The organism is Streptomyces sp. DSM 118878 (assembly GCF_052936595.1).
The window spans coordinates 4,032,501-4,049,035 of the sequence record NZ_CP193622.1; the positions used below are offsets into that span (position 1 = coordinate 4,032,501).

The 16,535-nt window shown below is 72.5% G+C and carries 14 protein-coding genes and 1 pseudogene (1 of these 15 only partly in view); 6 read left to right on the top strand and 9 right to left on the bottom strand.

Features of this window, described 5'->3' with window-relative positions; all coding sequences use genetic code 11:
* Window positions 1–248, top strand: the 3' end of a protein-coding gene (gene trpS / locus ACRAKF_RS17805; RefSeq protein ID WP_447038145.1) for a tryptophan--tRNA ligase. The gene continues 763 nt to the left of window position 1, outside the view; only the last 248 of its 1,011 coding nucleotides appear in the window; its start codon lies beyond the left edge, outside the window; the stop codon is at window positions 246–248.
* 34 nt (window positions 249–282) lie between these two features.
* On the opposite strand, the gene proC is transcribed toward trpS, so the two are convergent.
* Together proC and ACRAKF_RS17815 are read right to left on the bottom strand one after the other, a co-directional pair.
* Window positions 283–1,167 (bottom strand): pyrroline-5-carboxylate reductase, encoded by an 885-nt coding sequence (proC, locus tag ACRAKF_RS17810; protein WP_447038146.1) that lies wholly within the window; start codon window positions 1,165–1,167, stop codon window positions 283–285.
* A gap of 196 nt (window positions 1,168–1,363) precedes the next feature.
* Window positions 1,364–1,999 (bottom strand): EamA/RhaT family transporter, encoded by a 636-nt coding sequence (locus tag ACRAKF_RS17815; RefSeq protein WP_447038147.1) that lies wholly within the window; start codon window positions 1,997–1,999, stop codon window positions 1,364–1,366.
* A 216-nt stretch (window positions 2,000–2,215) separates the two neighbouring features.
* On the opposite strand from ACRAKF_RS17815, the gene ACRAKF_RS17820 reads away from it, so the two are divergent.
* The gene (locus ACRAKF_RS17820) at window positions 2,216–4,483 is read left to right on the top strand and encodes a serine/threonine-protein kinase (RefSeq protein ID WP_447038148.1); all 2,268 of its coding nucleotides are present in this window, start codon (window positions 2,216–2,218) and stop codon (window positions 4,481–4,483) included.
* Window positions 4,484–4,493: 10 nt separating this feature from the next.
* Here the strand turns inward: ACRAKF_RS17820 and ACRAKF_RS17825 are convergent, their stop codons facing one another.
* From ACRAKF_RS17825 to ACRAKF_RS17845, 5 genes are all read right to left on the bottom strand, one after another.
* The gene (locus ACRAKF_RS17825; protein ID WP_447038149.1) at window positions 4,494–4,862 is read right to left on the bottom strand and encodes an SH3 domain-containing protein; all 369 of its coding nucleotides are present in this window, start codon (window positions 4,860–4,862) and stop codon (window positions 4,494–4,496) included.
* Window positions 4,863–5,013: 151 nt separating this feature from the next.
* Complete coding sequence (gene ilvD, locus ACRAKF_RS17830; protein ID WP_447038150.1) at window positions 5,014–6,867, bottom strand: dihydroxy-acid dehydratase; 1,854 nt, start codon at window positions 6,865–6,867, stop codon at window positions 5,014–5,016.
* Window positions 6,868–6,897: 30 nt separating this feature from the next.
* Window positions 6,898–7,155 (bottom strand): hypothetical protein, encoded by a 258-nt coding sequence (locus tag ACRAKF_RS17835; protein ID WP_447038151.1) that lies wholly within the window; start codon window positions 7,153–7,155, stop codon window positions 6,898–6,900.
* Entirely contained in the window at window positions 7,152–7,976 is an 825-nt protein-coding gene (locus ACRAKF_RS17840; protein ID WP_447038152.1) for a sugar phosphate isomerase/epimerase family protein, read from the bottom strand. The genes ACRAKF_RS17835 and ACRAKF_RS17840 overlap by 4 nt, the downstream gene beginning before the upstream one ends.
* 96 nt (window positions 7,977–8,072) lie before the next feature.
* Window positions 8,073–9,005, bottom strand: coding sequence for a Ppx/GppA phosphatase family protein (locus tag ACRAKF_RS17845; protein WP_447038153.1), 933 nt, complete (start codon window positions 9,003–9,005; stop codon window positions 8,073–8,075).
* Window positions 9,006–9,076: 71 nt separating this feature from the next.
* On the opposite strand from ACRAKF_RS17845, the gene ACRAKF_RS17850 reads away from it, so the two are divergent.
* Entirely contained in the window at window positions 9,077–9,991 is a 915-nt protein-coding gene (locus ACRAKF_RS17850) for a hypothetical protein (protein WP_447038154.1), read from the top strand.
* Window positions 9,992–10,073: 82 nt separating this feature from the next.
* Here ACRAKF_RS17850 and ACRAKF_RS17855 read toward each other — a convergent pair whose 3' ends face one another.
* Entirely contained in the window at window positions 10,074–11,828 is a 1,755-nt protein-coding gene (locus tag ACRAKF_RS17855) for a BACON domain-containing protein (protein WP_447038155.1), read from the bottom strand.
* A gap of 183 nt (window positions 11,829–12,011) precedes the next feature.
* Here ACRAKF_RS17855 and radA point away from each other — a divergent pair, with 183 nt between their 5' ends.
* Both radA and disA read left to right on the top strand, forming a co-directional pair.
* Window positions 12,012–13,421: a DNA repair protein RadA gene (radA, locus tag ACRAKF_RS17860; protein WP_447038156.1), complete on the top strand. Its 1,410-nt coding sequence runs from the start codon at window positions 12,012–12,014 to the stop codon at window positions 13,419–13,421.
* 79 nt (window positions 13,422–13,500) lie between these two features.
* Entirely contained in the window at window positions 13,501–14,625 is a 1,125-nt protein-coding gene (gene disA / locus ACRAKF_RS17865) for a DNA integrity scanning diadenylate cyclase DisA (RefSeq protein ID WP_447038157.1), read from the top strand.
* Between the two features lie 49 nt (window positions 14,626–14,674).
* On the opposite strand, the gene ACRAKF_RS17870 is transcribed toward disA, so the two are convergent.
* On the bottom strand, window positions 14,675–15,493 hold the full coding sequence (locus ACRAKF_RS17870) for a hypothetical protein (protein ID WP_447038158.1): 819 nt from the start codon (window positions 15,491–15,493) through the stop codon (window positions 14,675–14,677).
* 258 nt (window positions 15,494–15,751) lie between these two features.
* Between ACRAKF_RS17870 and ACRAKF_RS17875 the strand changes: the two are divergent.
* Window positions 15,752–16,363 (top strand): annotated as a pseudogene (locus ACRAKF_RS17875) (phosphatase PAP2 family protein); the annotation flags it as partial.
* Window positions 16,364–16,535: the final 172 nt, after the last annotated feature.

Here is a 16,535-nt window from a genome sequence, read left to right on the forward strand (position 1 = left end):
GTGGGGACCCCGAGACCCTGAGCGGCGCCTACGCGTCGTACGGCGCGTTGAAGAAGGACACCGCCGATGCCGTGGTGGAACTGCTCAGGCCCGTTCAGGAGCGGCACAAGGAGCTGATGGCCGACCCCGCGTATGTGGAGGAGGTGCTGCGGCGGGGGGCCGAGCGGGCCAGGGGGATGGCCAGGCCGACGGTGGACGGTGCCTATCGGGCGATCGGGCTGCTGCCGCCGGTGAACGAGGCGCGGTAGGCGCGGTGGGCGCGGGGGCTGGTGGCGAGCGGCGTCAGTTGTTGCCCGATGCCAGTTCCCGGCTGCGGTCCCTCGCTGCTTCCAGGGCGGCGATCAGGGCGGCTCGTACGCCGTGGTTCTCCAGTTCGCGGATGGCGTTGATCGTCGTGCCCGCGGGTGACGTGACGTTCTCGCGGAGCTTCACCGGGTGTTCGCCGCTGTCGCGGAGCATGACGGACGCGCCGATCGCCGCCTGGACGATGAGGTCGTGGGCCTTGTCGCGGGGCAGGCCGAGGAGGATGCCCGCGTCGGTCATGGCCTCCACGAGGAAGTAGAAGTACGCGGGGCCTGAGCCGGACAGGGCCGTGCAGGCGTCCTGCTGGGTCTCGGGTACGCGGAGCGTCTTGCCCACGGCGCCGAAGATGTCCTCGGCGTGGGACAGGGCGTCGGCGGTGGCGTGGCTTCCTGCCGAGATGACGGACATGCCCTCGTCGACGAGCACGGGGGTGTTCGGCATGACGCGGACGACCGGGGTGTTCTCGGCGAGGCGCTCTTCGATGAACGCGGTGGTGATGCCGGCCGCGGCGCTGATGACGAGGCGGTCGGCGGTGACGTACGGGGCGAGTTCGTCGAGCAGCTTCGCCATGTCCTGCGGCTTGCAGGCGAGGATGAGGGTGTCGGCCTGCTTGGCGGCGTCGGCGTTGCTGACGGGGGTGACGCCGTAGCGGGTGCGGAGCTCGTCGGCGCGTTCCTGCCGCCGGGTGGTGACCATGAGGTCGGCGGGGGCCCAGCCGCCGCGGATCATGCCGCTGAGCAGAGCTTCGCCGATCTTTCCGGTACCGAGGACCGCGACCTTCTGGCTCGGGTGCGCCTGCGGCCTGCTCGGCCGGTTCGGCTGGTTCGACCGGCTCGGCTGGCTCGGCTGGCTCGTCGTGCTCATGGGCGGGGCCTCCCGGGTTGCGTCGTCCGGGGGTCATCCTCGCACCGCGGGCGCCGGGGCCAGTGGAGGTGTCCGGTGGGCGGACCATGCCGTGGGTGTCGCGTCCCTGGCGTCAGGCCGTGCGGCGGCGGAGGGTTGCCGCGCCGAGGGCCAGGACCAGGACCAGGAGGGCGCAGCCGGCGACGACCGCACGGTGTCAGCGCTTGCGCTTCTTGCGGGCGGGGTTTCCCGCTCGGCGCTGGGTCCGCTTCGCGTACTGCTCGCGGGCCTCCTCGTACTCCTTGCGGTGCAGGCTCTCGCCCGGGGCCTCCGTCAGGGAGCGGAAGAAGTAGGCGAGCAGGGTGCCGACGAAGCCGATCGTGAGCAGGCCGCGCATGGAGGCCTGGGACCCCGGGTCGTGGCGTTTGGTGAACCCCTCCCACGTGCGGCGGAAGGCCATCGCGCTACAGAGCGCGAACATCACGACGACGAGCATGTTCACGAACGAGCCCACCTCCGCGATGGTCAGGCCCTCGTACGCGAAGCGCAGGACGAAGCAGCCCGCTGCCGCCGCGATCAGGGACCCGGCGGCGAGGCCCGCCCGGCGGGCGCCGTAGCCGCCGTCGTGGGCGACCCAGGTCGTCCCGAAGAAGCGGATCTCCTCCGGCCGCGGGCCGGGCGCGGTGCCGGAGGCGGAAGCGGTGCCGGAGCCAGAGCCGGTGCCGGAGCCAGAGCCGGTGCCGGCCGCGGCATCGGTGGCGGTGCGTGGCGTGCCAGTACGGCCCGAGGGGGCAGGGACGCCAGATGCGCCAGAGGTACCAGGTGTGCCAGATTTTCCGGGTTCTTCGCTCACCGGGTCATTATCGCTCGGACAGCGCGGGCCATGTCGGCGCCTGCGTGCTGCGGGGCCGTCCCTGTCTCCACGCCCCCCTCACCACGTCTCCACCTCCGCTCCACCCCTCTTGGCCGTACGCGCCCTATTCGTCCCCCTCCTTGTCTCCCCGTACCGTCCGGCGGTTAGTTTGGGCGGGGTAAAGACGTAGCCGGGAAGCGCGGGGGAGGTCTGGACATGTCACTCCGTGGAGGAGACCCGGAGGAGATCGGCGGTTATCCGCTGGAGGCGCGGCTCGGTTCGGGTGGCATGGGGACCGTGTTCCTGGGGCGCTCGGCCTCCGGGCGGCCCGTGGCCATCAAGCTGATCCACCAGCAGTTCGCGGACGACGACGAGTTCCGGATCCGTTTCCGGCAGGAGGTGGCCGCCGCCCGGCGGGTCAGCGGTGCCTTCACCGCGGCCGTGATCGACGCCGATCCGGAGGCCGCGCACCCGTGGATGGCCACCACGTTCATCGAGGGCCCGACCCTCGCGCAGCGCATCGCGAAGCGGGGCCCGATCGGCGGTGCCGAGCTGCGCAGGCTGGCCATCGGGCTCACCGAGGCCCTGCGTGACATCCACCGGGCCGGTGTCGTGCACCGGGATCTCAAGCCGTCCAACGTGGTCCTCTCCCCCGAGGGCCCCCGCGTCATCGACTTCGGCATCTCCCGCGCGGCGGACCAGCAGACGCTGACGATGACGGGGCGGGTGATCGGTACGCCGCCGTTCATGTCGCCGGAGCAGTTGCAGGCGCCGCGCGGTGTCGGCCCCCGCTCCGACGTCTTCTCGCTCGGCACGCTGCTCGTGTACGCGGCGACCGGGCAGGGGCCCTTCGACGCGGACAGCCCGTACATGACCGCGTACCAGGTGGTGCACGAGGCCCCGTCGCTCGGCGCGGTCCCTGACGCGCTGCGGCCGGTGGTCGAGCCCTGCCTCGCCAAGGACGCCGACGAGCGGCCGTCGGCCGACGAACTCCTCGTGCGGCTGCGGGACCTGCCCACCGACCTCGGGGGTGCCTCGGAAGCCGGCGCCGGCCCGCGCCGCACCCGGGAGACGGACACCCAGCACCACCTGGCCACCGATGACACCCCCGTGGCTCCCGTGACTCCCGCGGCCCCCGTGTCCACCGCTACGGCCACCGCTGCCGACGCCGGCACTGCCGGCGACGCCCCCCGCCGCCCGCGCCGCCGCCTGCGTTCCGTGCTCGCCGCGGCCGTCGCCGTCGCCGCGATCGGGGGCGGGGTCGCGTTGCTTCAGGCCGGGGACTCCGGCGGGAGCGGCGGCGCGGACGACCGCGGGCGCACGGTCGCGGCGGCCAAGGAGGCCGCGCTCCCGGAGGGGTTCCGGCCGTGGCGCGAGGCGGTGCCGGGCGGCCGGGAGGACATCCCGGACGAGGTGCGCTGCGTGGCGCGCGGCGACGCGCTGTTCTGCGGGGGCGGTGGGGTCGTCGCCACCCGGATCAGGGCCGCCGACGGTTCCCGCGTCTGGACGGAGAAGAGTCCGGGCGTCCCCGCGCAGGGCATGCACCTGGTGGGCGTGAGCGGCGACACCGTGCTCGGCTACCGCATCGGGACCGAGGAGCAGCCGGACAGCGCCGCCACCGAGGTGGTCGCCCTGGACGCGGACAAGGGCACGGAACTGTGGTCGACCCCGTCCGGCGCCCAGTCCACGGGCGTGACCGGGCGCACCCAGGACGCCGTGGTCGTCGGCTCCACGGTCGTGACGGTCGACGCGTCGAACTCCCGCTTCGAGGCGCGGCAGGCGCACAGCGGCCAGGTGCTCTGGCGCACTCCGTTCCCTGCGGGCACGCAGTGTGCCCCCGTTCCCGCGGGCAAGCGGCTGCACGTGATGTGCGCGCCCGACGCCGAGATGGCCGCGACCGATGTGCGCCACCCCGTCCTGCGCCGGGCCGACCTGACCTCGGGCAGCCTGGGCCCGGCCGTCGCCGTCAAGGGGCCCGCCATGCCGGTCGGCACCGCGGACGGCCGCCTCGTACTCCTCCATGAGCACCGCGAGGGACCCGCCCTGCTCGGCTACGACGGGGTGGCGCGGGTGGACATGGCGTCGCGCGAGGTGTCGTACGCGCGGCTGCCCAAGACGTACGACGGGACGCCCGGCATGGCCGGCGGCACCCTCTACTTCAGCGGGCAGACCGGCCTGATCACCGCGCTCGACCCGGTGACCGGCGGGAAGAAGTGGTCACGGCAGACGGCGGTCGAGGGCGTGTCGGGACCGGTGGCGGACGGCAAGGGGACGCTGTACTTCAGCTCGGCCAGCGGCCGGGTCGTCGCGCTCTCCGCCGGCCGGGGCAAGCCGCTCCTCACCACGGACCCACGGGCCGACGGCCTGGCGGGCGAGCTGAACGCCACGCCGCGCGTGACCGTCACGGGGCGCGTGGTCGTCGTGGCCGCCGCCGACAACACGGTGTTCGCCTTCGACGCGACGAAGCCGCCGCGGACCGGCTGACGCGCCGCGCTCAGCAGCGCGGTGCCACGTACCCCGTGGTGCCCGTGCGCACGTACGTGTCCGAGACCCAGCGGCCGCTGCCGATCCGGTCCCAGAGCTTCGAGGTGCCGCCCGGCCCGCTGACCGTCTCGCCCGCCTTCTGGCACTGGATGGTGACGCGCGCGCCCGCGCTGAGGCGGCCCACCTTGGAGTACGACGTGCCCGGGCCGGAGCGGACGTTGACCGACGCGATGATCGGGTAGGTCCTCCCGGCCGCGACCGTGGTCACGGCCTCGGCGTCGGTCACGGCGTCGGTCATGGCGTCGGTCACGGTGTCGGTGTCGGCCTCGGTGGCCGGGACGTCCCCGGGAACCTTCGGCGTGATGACGTTCTCGCTCACTGTTCTCTCCCCCGTAAACGGCGGCGCGGGCCGCCCCTGGCGTGTTCCTCACACCAAGGACGCACCCGCGCCCCAAATCGTTCCGGAGATATCGGGCCGGTCGGCCTCTCAGCCGATCAGCCCTCAGCCCTCAGCCCTCAGCCCTCAGCCCTCAGCCGAGCTTCGACACGTCACGGACCGCGCCCTTGTCCGCGCTCGTCGCCATCGCCGCGTACGCGCGCAGGGCCGCGGAGACCTTGCGCTCGCGGGCCTTGGGCGCGTACACGCCGTTCAGGGCCTCGCGGCGGGCGGTCAGCTCCTCCTCGGGGACGAGGAGTTCGATCGAGCGGCCGGGGATGTCGATGCGGATGCGGTCGCCGTCCTCGACGAGAGCGATCGTGCCGCCTGCCGCCGCCTCGGGCGAGGCGTGGCCGATGGAGAGGCCCGAGGTGCCGCCGGAGAAGCGGCCGTCGGTGATCAGGGCGCAGGTCTTGCCGAGGCCACGGCCCTTCAGGAAGGAGGTGGGGTAGAGCATCTCCTGCATGCCGGGGCCGCCCTTGGGGCCCTCGTAGCGGATGACGACCACGTCGCCCGGTGTGACCGCCTTGTTGAGGATCTTCTCGACGGCCTCTTCCTGCGAGTCGCAGACGACCGCGGGGCCCTCGAAGGTCCAGATCGACTCGTCGACGCCGGCGGTCTTCACGACGCAGCCGTCCACGGCGATGTTGCCCTTGAGGACGCCGAGGCCGCCGTCCTTGGAGTAGGCGTGGGCGACGTCGCGGATGCAGCCGCCCGCGGCGTCCGTGTCGAGGGTGTCCCAGCGCTCGGACTGCGAGAAGGCCTCGGCGGAGCGCTTGCAGCCGGGCGCCGCGTGCCACAGCTCGCTCGCCTCGTCGGAGGCGGCGCCGGAGCGGATGTCCCAGGCGTCCAGCCACTCCTTGATGGAGGGCGAGTGGACGGTGTGCACGTCCTCGTTGAGGAGACCGCCGCGGTACAGCTCGCCGAGGAGCGCGGGGATGCCGCCGGCGCGGTGCACGTCCTCCATGTAGTACGTCGTGCTGCCCGCGACGTTCGGGGCGACCTTGGCCAGGCACGGGACGCGGCGCGAGACGGCGTCGATGTCCGTCAGGTCGTAGTCGACCTCGGCCTCGCGGGCCGCGGCGAGCAGGTGCAGGATCGTGTTGGTGGAGCCGCCCATGGCGATGTCGAGGGCCATGGCGTTCTCGAACGCGGCGTGCGTGGCGATGGAGCGCGGCAGGACCGAGGCGTCGTCACCGTCGTAGTACCGCTTGGTGATGTCGACGACCGTCTGCCCTGCCCGCTCGTACAGCGCCTTGCGGGCGGTGTGCGTGGCGAGGACCGAGCCGTTGCCCGGCAGGGAGAGGCCGATGGCCTCGGTCAGGCAGTTCATCGAGTTGGCGGTGAACATGCCGGAACAGGAGCCGCAGGTCGGGCAGGCGTTCTCCTCGATGCGGAGGATGTCCTCGTCCGAGACGCTCTCGTCCACGGCGTCGCTGATCGCGTTGACCAGGTCGAGCTTGCGGACGGTGCCGTCGACGAGCGTGGTCTTGCCGGCCTCCATCGGGCCGCCGGAGACGAAGACCGTCGGGATGTTGAGGCGCAGGGCGGCCATCAGCATGCCGGGGGTGATCTTGTCGCAGTTGGAGATGCAGATCAGGGCGTCGGCGCAGTGGGCCTCCACCATGTACTCCACCGAGTCCGCGATCAGGTCGCGGGAGGGCAGGGAGTACAGCATTCCGCCGTGGCCCATCGCGATGCCGTCGTCCACGGCGATCGTGTTGAACTCGCGCGGGATGCCGCCCGCAGCGGTGATCGCCTCGGAGACGATGCGGCCGACCGGCTGAAGGTGGGTGTGGCCGGGCACGAACTCCGTGAAGGAGTTGGCCACGGCGATGATCGGCTTCCGCCCGATGTCGGCCCCCGGTACACCGGAGGCACGCATAAGGGCGCGGGCGCCCGCCATGTTGCGGCCGTGGGTGACAGTGCGGGACCTGAGCTCGGGCATCGTCGCTCGCTCCTTCAGGAATTCGGCGATCTACAGAGATATGGGACTGCTGTCGAGCGTACGCCGCCCCTCCACGATCTGGACAGGCTGTCCGAATACCGGGACGCGCGTCTCGGGGACCGGCTCCCGGACGCCGAGGATCCTTCGTGCCGAAGTACCCAGCTCGGAGAACTCGTCGCGGGCCGCCCGGATGATCCGGTCACGGGTGGCGGGGCCGGTCTCCGTCTCCGTACGGGAGGGCCATCCCCGGCGGCGCGGGGCGGCGGCGCCCGCGTCGCCCGGCGTCACGGGCGCTTCGCTCCGACCGCGGAGGCGAGGTGCAGCCGTGTGAAGGCGAGCGCCTCGGCGAGGTCGGCCTCGCGCTCGGCGCCGGACATCGCGCGGCGGGTGTTGACCTCGATGACGACGTGCCCGTCGAAGCCGGTGGTGGCCAGGCGCTCCAGGAGCTCGGCGCACGGCTGCGTGCCGCGGCCCGGCACCAGGTGCTCGTCCTTGGCCGAGCCCTTGCCGTCGGCGAGGTGCACGTGGCCGAGCCGGTCGCCCATGCGGTCGACCATGTCCATGGCGTCGGCGCGGGCGGTCGCGGTGTGCGAGAGGTCGACCGTGAAGTGGCGGTAGTCGTCCTTGGTGACGTCCCAGTCGGGGGCGTAGGCGAGCATCTCGCGGTCGCGGTAGCGCCAGGGGTACATGTTCTCGACGGCGAAGCGCACGTCCGTCTCGTCGGCCATCCGCCAGATTCCGTCGACGAAGTCGCGCGCGTACTGCCGCTGCCAGCGGAAGGGCGGGTGGACGACGACCGTGGAGGCGTCGAGCTTCTCCGCGGCGGCCTTCGCGCGCTGGAGCTTGACCCACGGGTCGGTGGACCAGACACGCTGCGTGATCAGCAGACATGGGGCGTGGATGGCCAGGATCGGGATCTGGTGGTAGTCGCTCAGTCTGCGCAGGGCCTCGATGTCCTGGCTGACGGGGTCGGTCCAGACCATGACCTCGACGCCGTCGTAGCCGAGGCGCGCGGCGATCTCGAAGGCCGTCGCCGTCGACTCCGGATAGACCGAGGCCGTCGACAGGGCGACCTTCGCATCCGGGATGCGCACCACTGGTTCTGCCACGCAAGACAGGGTACGGGCCGCGCCGGGGCGCCGGGGAGGTGCCCTCACGCCACCCCGCACAAGGCCTGGCGCCCGTCCCGCACGGGGCCCGCCCGCTCAGGAGGGCGGAAGGTGGTCGAGCCGGCGCAGGATCACGCCCTCGCGCAGTGCCCAGGGGCAGATCTCCACGTTCTCGACCCCGAAGAGGTCCATGGCGCCCTCCGCGACGAGCGCTCCCGCGAGCAGTTGCGCGGCCCGCCCCTCGGAGACGCCGGGCAGCTCCGAGCGCTCCTCCGTGGTCATCGCGGCGAGCCGCGGAACCCAGTCCTCCAGGGACTTCCGCTTCAGTTCGCGCTGGACGTACAGGCCCTCCGCGGAGCGCGCCGCGCCCGCGAGCCTGGCGAGCTGCTTGAACGTCTTCGAGGTGGCCACGATGTGGTCGGGGGCGCCGAAGCGGCTGAACTCCCCCACCGTCCGCGCTATCTGCGCGCGTACGTGCCGGCGCAGCGTCTTCACGTCGGCCGGGTCCGGCGGGTCGGCGGGCAGCCAGGCGGCGGTGAGGCGCCCGGCACCCAGGGGCAGGCTGACCGCGGCGTCCGGCTCCTCGTCCATGCCGTACGCGATCTCCAGCGAGCCGCCGCCGATGTCGAGGAGCAGCAGCTTGCCCGCGGACCAGCCGAACCAGCGACGGGCGGCGAGGAAGGTGAGCTTGGCCTCCTCCGCGCCGGACAGCACCTTCAGGTCGACGCCGGTCTCGTCCCTGACCCGGCCGAGGACCTCGTCGGCGTTGGTCGCCTCGCGCACCGCGGAGGTGGCGAACGGCAGGACCTCCTCCACGCCCTTGTCCTCGGCGGCCTCCATCGCCTCGCGCACGACGGCGACGAGGCGGTCCACACCCTCGGGCCCGATCGCCCCCGACGGGTCGAGGAGTTGGGCAAGCCGCAGATCGGCCTTGTGCGAGTGCGCGGGCAGCGGGCGCGCGCCGGGGTGGGCGTCGACCACGAGCAGATGCACCGTGTTCGACCCCACGTCGAGGACACCGAGTCTCATGTACGAGACGCTACGCCGAGTGCGGCGATGCTCTGGCTCCGGGCGGCCCATCGCACGCATACCCTGGAGACGTGCCGAAGACGAAAAAGACGAAGGCCGACAAATCGAAGTCGGCGAAGTCGTCACCCGAGTCCCATGAGCCGTCGAAGCAGGGGAAGCGGGAGAAGGTGGTGGGAAGGCCGGAGAAGGCCGAGAAGGTGGGAAAGTCCGGAAAGCCGGCGAAGACCGGGAAGGCGGAACCGGACGAGAAGGGCCTGGACTTCGCCCGCTCATGGGTGGAGTTCCCTGATCCGGCGGACGACGAGCAGGTCTTCCGCTGCGATCTGACATGGCTGACCTCTCGCTGGAACTGCATCTTCGGCAGCGGCTGCCAGGGCATCCAGGAGGGCCGTGCCGATGACGGGTGCTGCACGCTGGGTGCCCATTTCTCGGACGACGACGACGAGAAGCGCGTCGCCGGCCACGTCGAGCGGCTCACCCCCGACATCTGGCAGCACCACGACGTGGGCCGGGAGACCGGCTGGGTCTCCACGGACGAGGACGGCGACCGCCAGACCCGTCCGTTCAACGGTTCCTGCATCTTCCAGAACCGCCCCGGTTTCGAGGGCGGCGCCGGCTGCTCGCTGCACATCCTGGCGCTGCGCGAGGGCCGCGAGCCCCTGGAGACCAAGCCGGACGTCTGCTGGCAGCTCCCGGTGCGCAGGACGTACGAGTGGATCGACCGGCCCGACGACACGCGCATCCTCCAGGTGTCGATCGGGGAGTACGACCGGCGCGGCTGGGGCCCCGGCGGCCACGATCTGCACTGGTGGTGCACCTCGGCGACGTCGGCGCACGGCGCGGGCGACCCGGTGTACGTCACCTACCGCCCCGAGCTGATCGAGATGATGGGCAAGGAGGGCTACGACCGGCTCGTGGAGCTCTGCGAGGAGCGCCTCGCCTCCCGGCTGCCCCTCCTCGCCCCGCATCCCGCGGACCCCGCGTAACACCTGTCCCCGTCGGTACACCTGTCCCTGTCGGTACACCTGTCCCTGTCGGTACACCTGTCCCCTCGGTCGCCGGGCCCCGTCAGCCCGGACTCGTCGCGCCGTCGCCCGGAGGCGCCGACGGGCCGCCCGGTCCGGGGTACGACGGGGTGGACGTCGGCTCCGTGGGCGTCGGCGTGGGGTCGGGGTCAGACGGGTCCGGGTCGGTGGGCCTCGGGGTCGGGTCGGGACCCGGATCCGGGTCCGAGGGCCCGGGGTCGGTGGGGCGCGGGTCCGTGGGCCGCGGGCCGGGGTCCGGCGTGTGCGGCGGGCGCCCTCCGCCGTGCCCGTCGATCGAGACGACCGCGCCGGAAGGGGCGATCGACACGCGTGCGCGCCAGGGCCCCGACGGCTCGCGGCGGTGGTCCACGTACACCCGCAGAGTGACCGTTTCGCCCGGCGCCAGCGTGCCCGACGAGCGGTTCAGATAGAGCCATGAGACGTTCGCGCCGGCCGACCAGTCCACCGGGGCGCTGCCCGACGCGGTCAGTGTGATCAGGGTGATGTCGCCGCTCGGCCTGGCCGTCACGGTGAGGCTCCCGGGGCCGGTCGACGAGCCGCCGCCGCTGATGACCTCCACGGAGACGTCCGACGACCTGCTGCCCGCCGTGAAGTGCGGCCCGGAGCCCTTGCGGGCATTGCCCGCGTTCTCATAGCCGTCGCCCGCGTGGTCGCTGCCGAGGCCTCCGGCGCCTTCGTCCTCGCTCGCGGTCACCGAACCGCCGTCGCGGCCCTCGCCGGTGAGCGGGCCTCGGTAGGCCGCCCAGAGGGCGAGCACCGGGGCGGCCACCACGGTGGCGACGACGGTCGTGGTGACGGCACGCGCGCGGAGCCGGTCCCTGCGGGCCGCGTGGTCCTTGGGGTCCATCGGGAAACCGCGCCGGTCATAGCGGGGGTGGACGCCACGCGCGCGTGGGGCGTGCGCCATCGCGCGGTGCAGGGCGGTCCGGGGGGCCTCGATCAGGGGGAGCGTGGCGGGACTCACGGCCGTGCCGGGCCAGGTGCCCGCTCCGGCCCGCTCGGCGGTGCGGCGGCAGCGCGGGCAGTCGTCGACGTGCCGGACGAGCTCGCGGCGCAGGGCCGTGCCGAGCAGGAGCTGGTTGTCGCCGGTGAGGCGGGCCACGATGGGGCAGCTGCCGGTCTCCACCACGGCGAGGGCGGCGCGGGTGCGCTCCACCTCGCAGGCGGCGGAGGCGAGCAGCTCGCGGGCCTTGGTGGGGTCCATGCCGAGCACGGCGGCGACCTCGGCGGGGGTGAGCTGGTGGCGCACGGCCAGCTCCAGCGCCTCACGCTGCTCGGGGGTGGTGCCGGCGGCCTCCGGCCAGGCGAGCCGGGCCAGTTCGCTGCGGCGCTCCCGCTGGACCTCCTCGGACTCCCCGGAGGGGCGGGCCGCCCCGGGGGCGGGGCCGGCGTCCCGCGGCGGGTCCTTCGGGGTGCGGCCCGTCTTCTCGCCCGTGGCGTGGGCGGCATGGCGGCTGCGCTTGGCCTCGGCGAGCCTGCGCAGGCAGACCCAGCGGGCCAGTGCGTAGAGCCAGGCCTTCAGCTCGCCGCCGGAGTCCGGTCCGCGCGAGCCCCTGCGCTCGGCGATGTGGAGGACGTCGCCCACGGCCGCGGTCGCCGCGTCGTGGTCGCAGAGGACGGACAGGCAGTACGTGAACAGGCCGTCCAGGCAGGGGTCATAGCGCCCGGGCGGGGTGGTCCGGGGCACCTGGCGGGGCGCCACCCGCTTGCGCGCGTCGCGGTGCGCCCGGTGTGCGCCGGTTTTGGTCACTGCGGATTCCGGCCTGCTGCTCGTCACCGTGTGAAGGTAGGCGGATGATGCAGGCGTCTTCCGCCCTCTTGAGCGTATTTAATCCTTACGGGTGAACCAATCCCTCGAAAGAGGACAGGAACCCATCATTCCGTCGGCCGAACCCGCCCGTTGACGGGTGGTGAACCGCGGGAGACGGCGTTGTCAGTGGGCTCGGCTACGGTTCCGAACATGGCTGCCCGTACGAAATCCACCAAGGACCGTCCGTCCTACCGCTGCACCGAGTGCGGCTGGCAGACGGCCAAGTGGCTCGGCCGCTGCCCCGAATGCCAGGCCTGGGGCACGGTCGAGGAGTACGGCGCGCCCGCCGTCCGCACCACCGCCCCCGGCCGCGTCACCTCGTCCGCCGTGCCGATCGGCGAGGTCGACGGCCGCCGGGCCACCGCGCGCAGCACCGGCGTGCCCGAGCTGGACCGCGTGCTCGGCGGCGGCCTGGTCCCCGGCGCCGTGGCGCTGCTCGCGGGCGAGCCGGGCGTCGGCAAGTCCACGCTGCTCCTGGACGTCGCGGCGAAGGCGGCCAGCGACGAGCACCGCACGCTCTATGTGACGGGCGAGGAGTCGGCGAGCCAGGTGCGGCTGCGGGCCGACCGCATCGGCGCCATCGACGACCACCTGTATCTGGCGGCGGAGACCGACCTGGCCGCCGTCCTCGGCCACCTGGACGCGGTCAAGCCCTCGCTCCTGGTCCTCGACTCCGTGCAGACCGTCGCCTCCCCCGAGATCGACGGGGCGCCGGGCGGCATGGCGCAGGTCCGCGAGGTCGCGGGCGCCCTGATCCGCGCCTCCAAGGAGCGCGGCATGTCCACCCTCCTGGTCGGCCACGTCACCAAGGACGGCGCGATCGCGGGGCCCCGCCTCCTGGAGCACCTCGTCGACGTGGTCCTCCAGTTCGAGGGCGACCGGCACGCACGCCTGCGCCTGGTCCGCGGCATCAAGAATCGCTACGGGACGACGGACGAGGTGGGCTGCTTCGAGCTGCACGACGAGGGCATCACGGGCCTCGCCGATCCCAGCGGCCTCTTCCTCACCCGCCGGGCCGAGGCCGTTCCCGGCACCTGCCTGACCGTCACCCTGGAGGGCCGCCGCCCCCTGGTCGCCGAGGTCCAGGCGCTCACGGTCGACTCGCAGATCCCGAGCCCCCGGCGCACCACGTCCGGTCTGGAGACCTCCCGTGTCTCGATGATGCTGGCCGTTCTTGAGCAGCGCGGCCGGATCACGGCCCTCGGCAAGCGGGACATCTACAGCGCGACGGTCGGCGGAGTGAAGCTCTCCGAGCCCGCCGCGGACCTCGCCGTCGCCCTGGCCCTGGCCAGCGCCGCGACCGACACCCCGCTGCCGAAGAACCTGGTCGCGATCGGGGAAGTGGGCCTGGCGGGCGAGGTCAGACGGGTCACGGGCGTCCAGCGCAGGCTGTCGGAGGCGCACCGCCTGGGCTTCACGCACGCGCTCGTACCGGCCGATCCGGGGAAGGTCCCGCCCGGTATGAAGGTCATCGAAGTCGCCGACATGGGGGACGCCCTGCGGGTCCTGCCGAGGTCGCGTCGCCGAGAGGCCCCACGGGAGGAGGAAGAGCGCCGGTAGACTTTGCCCTGGTCTCGCCCACTCGTACGAAGTCAGGCGTACGGAAGTGGCATGGAGAACCCGCGACCGAGGGAGTGCAGTGGCAGCCAACGACCGGGCAGCGAGTTCCGGCAAGTCCGGCGGAAGCACCGCTGCCGACGCACTGATGCGCGCCTCCCTGAGCGCCGTCGCCCCCGGCATGGCCCTGCGCGACGGCCTGGAGCGCATCCTGCGCGGCAACACCGGCGGTCTCATCGTGCTCGGCTGGGACAAGACCGTGGAGTCGATGTGCACGGGCGGGTTCATCCTGGACGTCGAGTTCACCGCGACGCGCCTGCGTGAGCTCTGCAAGCTCGACGGCGGCATCGTCCTCGACAAGGACATCACCAAGATCCTGCGGGCCGGCGTGCAGCTCGTGCCGGACCCGAGGATCCCCACCGAGGAGACGGGCACGCGGCACCGCACGGCGGACCGCGTCTCCAAGCAGGTCGGCTTCCCCGTCGTCTCCGTCTCGCAGTCCATGCGCCTGATCGCGCTGTACGTGGACGGGCAGCGCCGAGTCCTGGAGGACTCGGCGGCGATCCTCTCGCGCGCCAACCAGGCCCTCGCGACCCTGGAGCGGTACAAGCTCCGTCTCGACGAGGTCGCGGGCACGCTCTCCGCCCTGGAGATCGAGGACCTGGTGACCGTGCGGGACGTCACGGCGGTCGCCCAGCGCCTGGAGATGGTGCGCCGCATCGCCACCGAGATCGCCGAGTACGTGGTGGAGCTCGGCACGGACGGCCGTCTCCTCGCCCTCCAGCTCGACGAGTTGATCGCCGGCGTGGAGCCCGAGCGCGAGCTGGTCGTCAGGGACTATGTGCCGGAGCCCACCGCGAAGCGCTCCCGCACGGTCGACGAGGCGCTCTCGGAGCTGGACTCCCTCAGCCACGCGGAGCTCCTCGAACTCTCCACCGTGGCCCGCGCCTTGGGGTACACGGGCTCCCCCGAGACCCTGGACTCCGCGGTCTCCCCCCGGGGGTTCCGCCTGCTCGCCAAGGTCCCGCGGCTGCCCGGCGCCATCATCGACCGCCTGGTCGAGCACTTCGGCGGCCTCCAGAAGCTGCTCGCCGCCAGCGTGGACGACCTCCAGACCGTGGACGGCGTCGGCGAGGCCCGAGCCCGCAGCGTCCGCGAGGGCCTCTCCCGCCTGGCGGAGTCCTCGATCCTGGAGCGGTACGTCTAGCCCTTCCTGCCGGGGAGCGGTGTCACCCGCCCCCCCCAGGGGCGGTGGCTCAGTCCTTTTCCAGGACGAACGAGGCTTGGGCCGTGCCGAGGCCGGGGGCCTTGGCCTCGACCAGGTAGGTGCCGGGCGCGGCCTTCTTCGCCGGGGGCGTGGCGCACTTCTCGGCGCTCGCCCTGCGGTCCCAGTCCACGGTGTGCGTGACGCGGCCATCGGCCGGCACCCGGAGCAGCAGGCTGCCGCTGCCGGAGGGGCAGTCGTCCGAGGACCAGAACGCGTCGTCGCCCTCGGCCTGAGTGATCGTCAGGACCGTTCCCCTGCCGCCGAGATCGACCTTGCAGGCCTTGCCGCCGCCGTTCTCCGCGATCAGCTCGAACTTGGGCTTCTCGTCGATCCCGTACGTGTTGCGGACGCTGCGGACCTTCAACTCGACGTCGCTCTTGGTGCAGTTGGGCAGTCGCGTGCCCGCCGAGAGACGGTCACCCGAGCCGCCGCCGCCCTTGGCGTCGCCGCCCGAGCCACCGGCCGAGCCCGCCGAGCCGCCCCCGCCCGACCCTCCGGTGCCACCGGCACCGCCCGAGCCGGAACCGGAGCCGGAGCCCGAACCGTCGCCCGAGCCGTCGTCGGACTCGTCGCGCCCGCCCGGGTGTTGGCTGATCGCGGGTCCGGACTCGGAGGGGCCCGGAGTGATGGACGTGGCGGGTCCGTTCTCGCCGGGCCCGTTGGCGCCGTTCTTCCCGCCGCCGCCACCCATGGTGACGATCCAGACGACAAGAAGGGCCAATAGGCCGATTACGGACAGCAGGACGGCCCTCCGACGCCAGTAAATGGTGGAGGGAAGCGGCCCGACCGGATTGCGCAGAGATCCCACGCCCAAACCTTACGAGAGAACCGGCTCTTCTCCCGCCCCACCCGCCGTCCGGAGCAACAAAGTTTGTTCGATCATCATTCCGGTTCGGACCCGATGCCGGTTCGATGCCGGTTCCGATGCTGGTTCCGGTGCCTCTTCCGGGCTTCGCCATGGGGCGCAATCCACCCGATCCCCCGCGAACCCTGTCGATCGTCGGGGGGCGGTACTGGTCGATCGCCGGATGCGGGGATTCGGAGCCTCTCCGTACCGTCCATAATCATGGACACCATGGACGACGACCTCTACCGCGACACACTCGACTTCGCCCACGACACTCCGTCGTGGTTCCAGCACCTCGCGGAGGTGTGGACGGAGCTCGGGCTGTTGCTCTTCGGCGTGCTCTTCGTCGTCGCCTGGTGGCGGGCCCGGCGGGGGGATCCCCGCGCGCTTGCCATATCCGTGCTCGCTCCCCTCGCCACGGCGGTGGCGTACGTGTGCAGCGAGGCGCTCAAGTCCGTGATCGACGAGGAGCGGCCCTGCCGGGCGGTCTCCGGGGCGCTGAAGCCGCTCGTCGAGTGTCCCGCCTACGGCGACTGGTCGTTCCCCAGCAACCACTCGACGATCGCGGGCGCCGCCGCCATCGGCCTCACGCTCGCCTGGCCGCGCATCGCGGCCCTGACGGTTCCGATGGCGGTGCTCATGGCCGCGTCCCGGGTCTTCGTCGGCGTCCACTACCCGCATGACGTGGCGGTCGGTCTCGTCTTCGGCGCGGTGGTCACGTATGTGGTCGTACGGCTCACCACGCGTCCGGTGGCGCGGGTCGTGCAGTCGATGCGGGGGTCCTCCACGGGGGTCGTTACGTGGTTCGCCGGGCCAGGACCCGCGCTCGCCCCGTCCCCGGCCACGGATCCGGCGGCGTACGACACCCCGACGATGACGTTCCACCGTCACGACGCGTACGGCCAGGACGCGTACGGCCAGAGCGCGTATGGCCAAGACGCGTACGGCCAGAACACGTATGGCCAAGACTCGTACGGCCAGGACTCGTACGGCCAGAACGGGT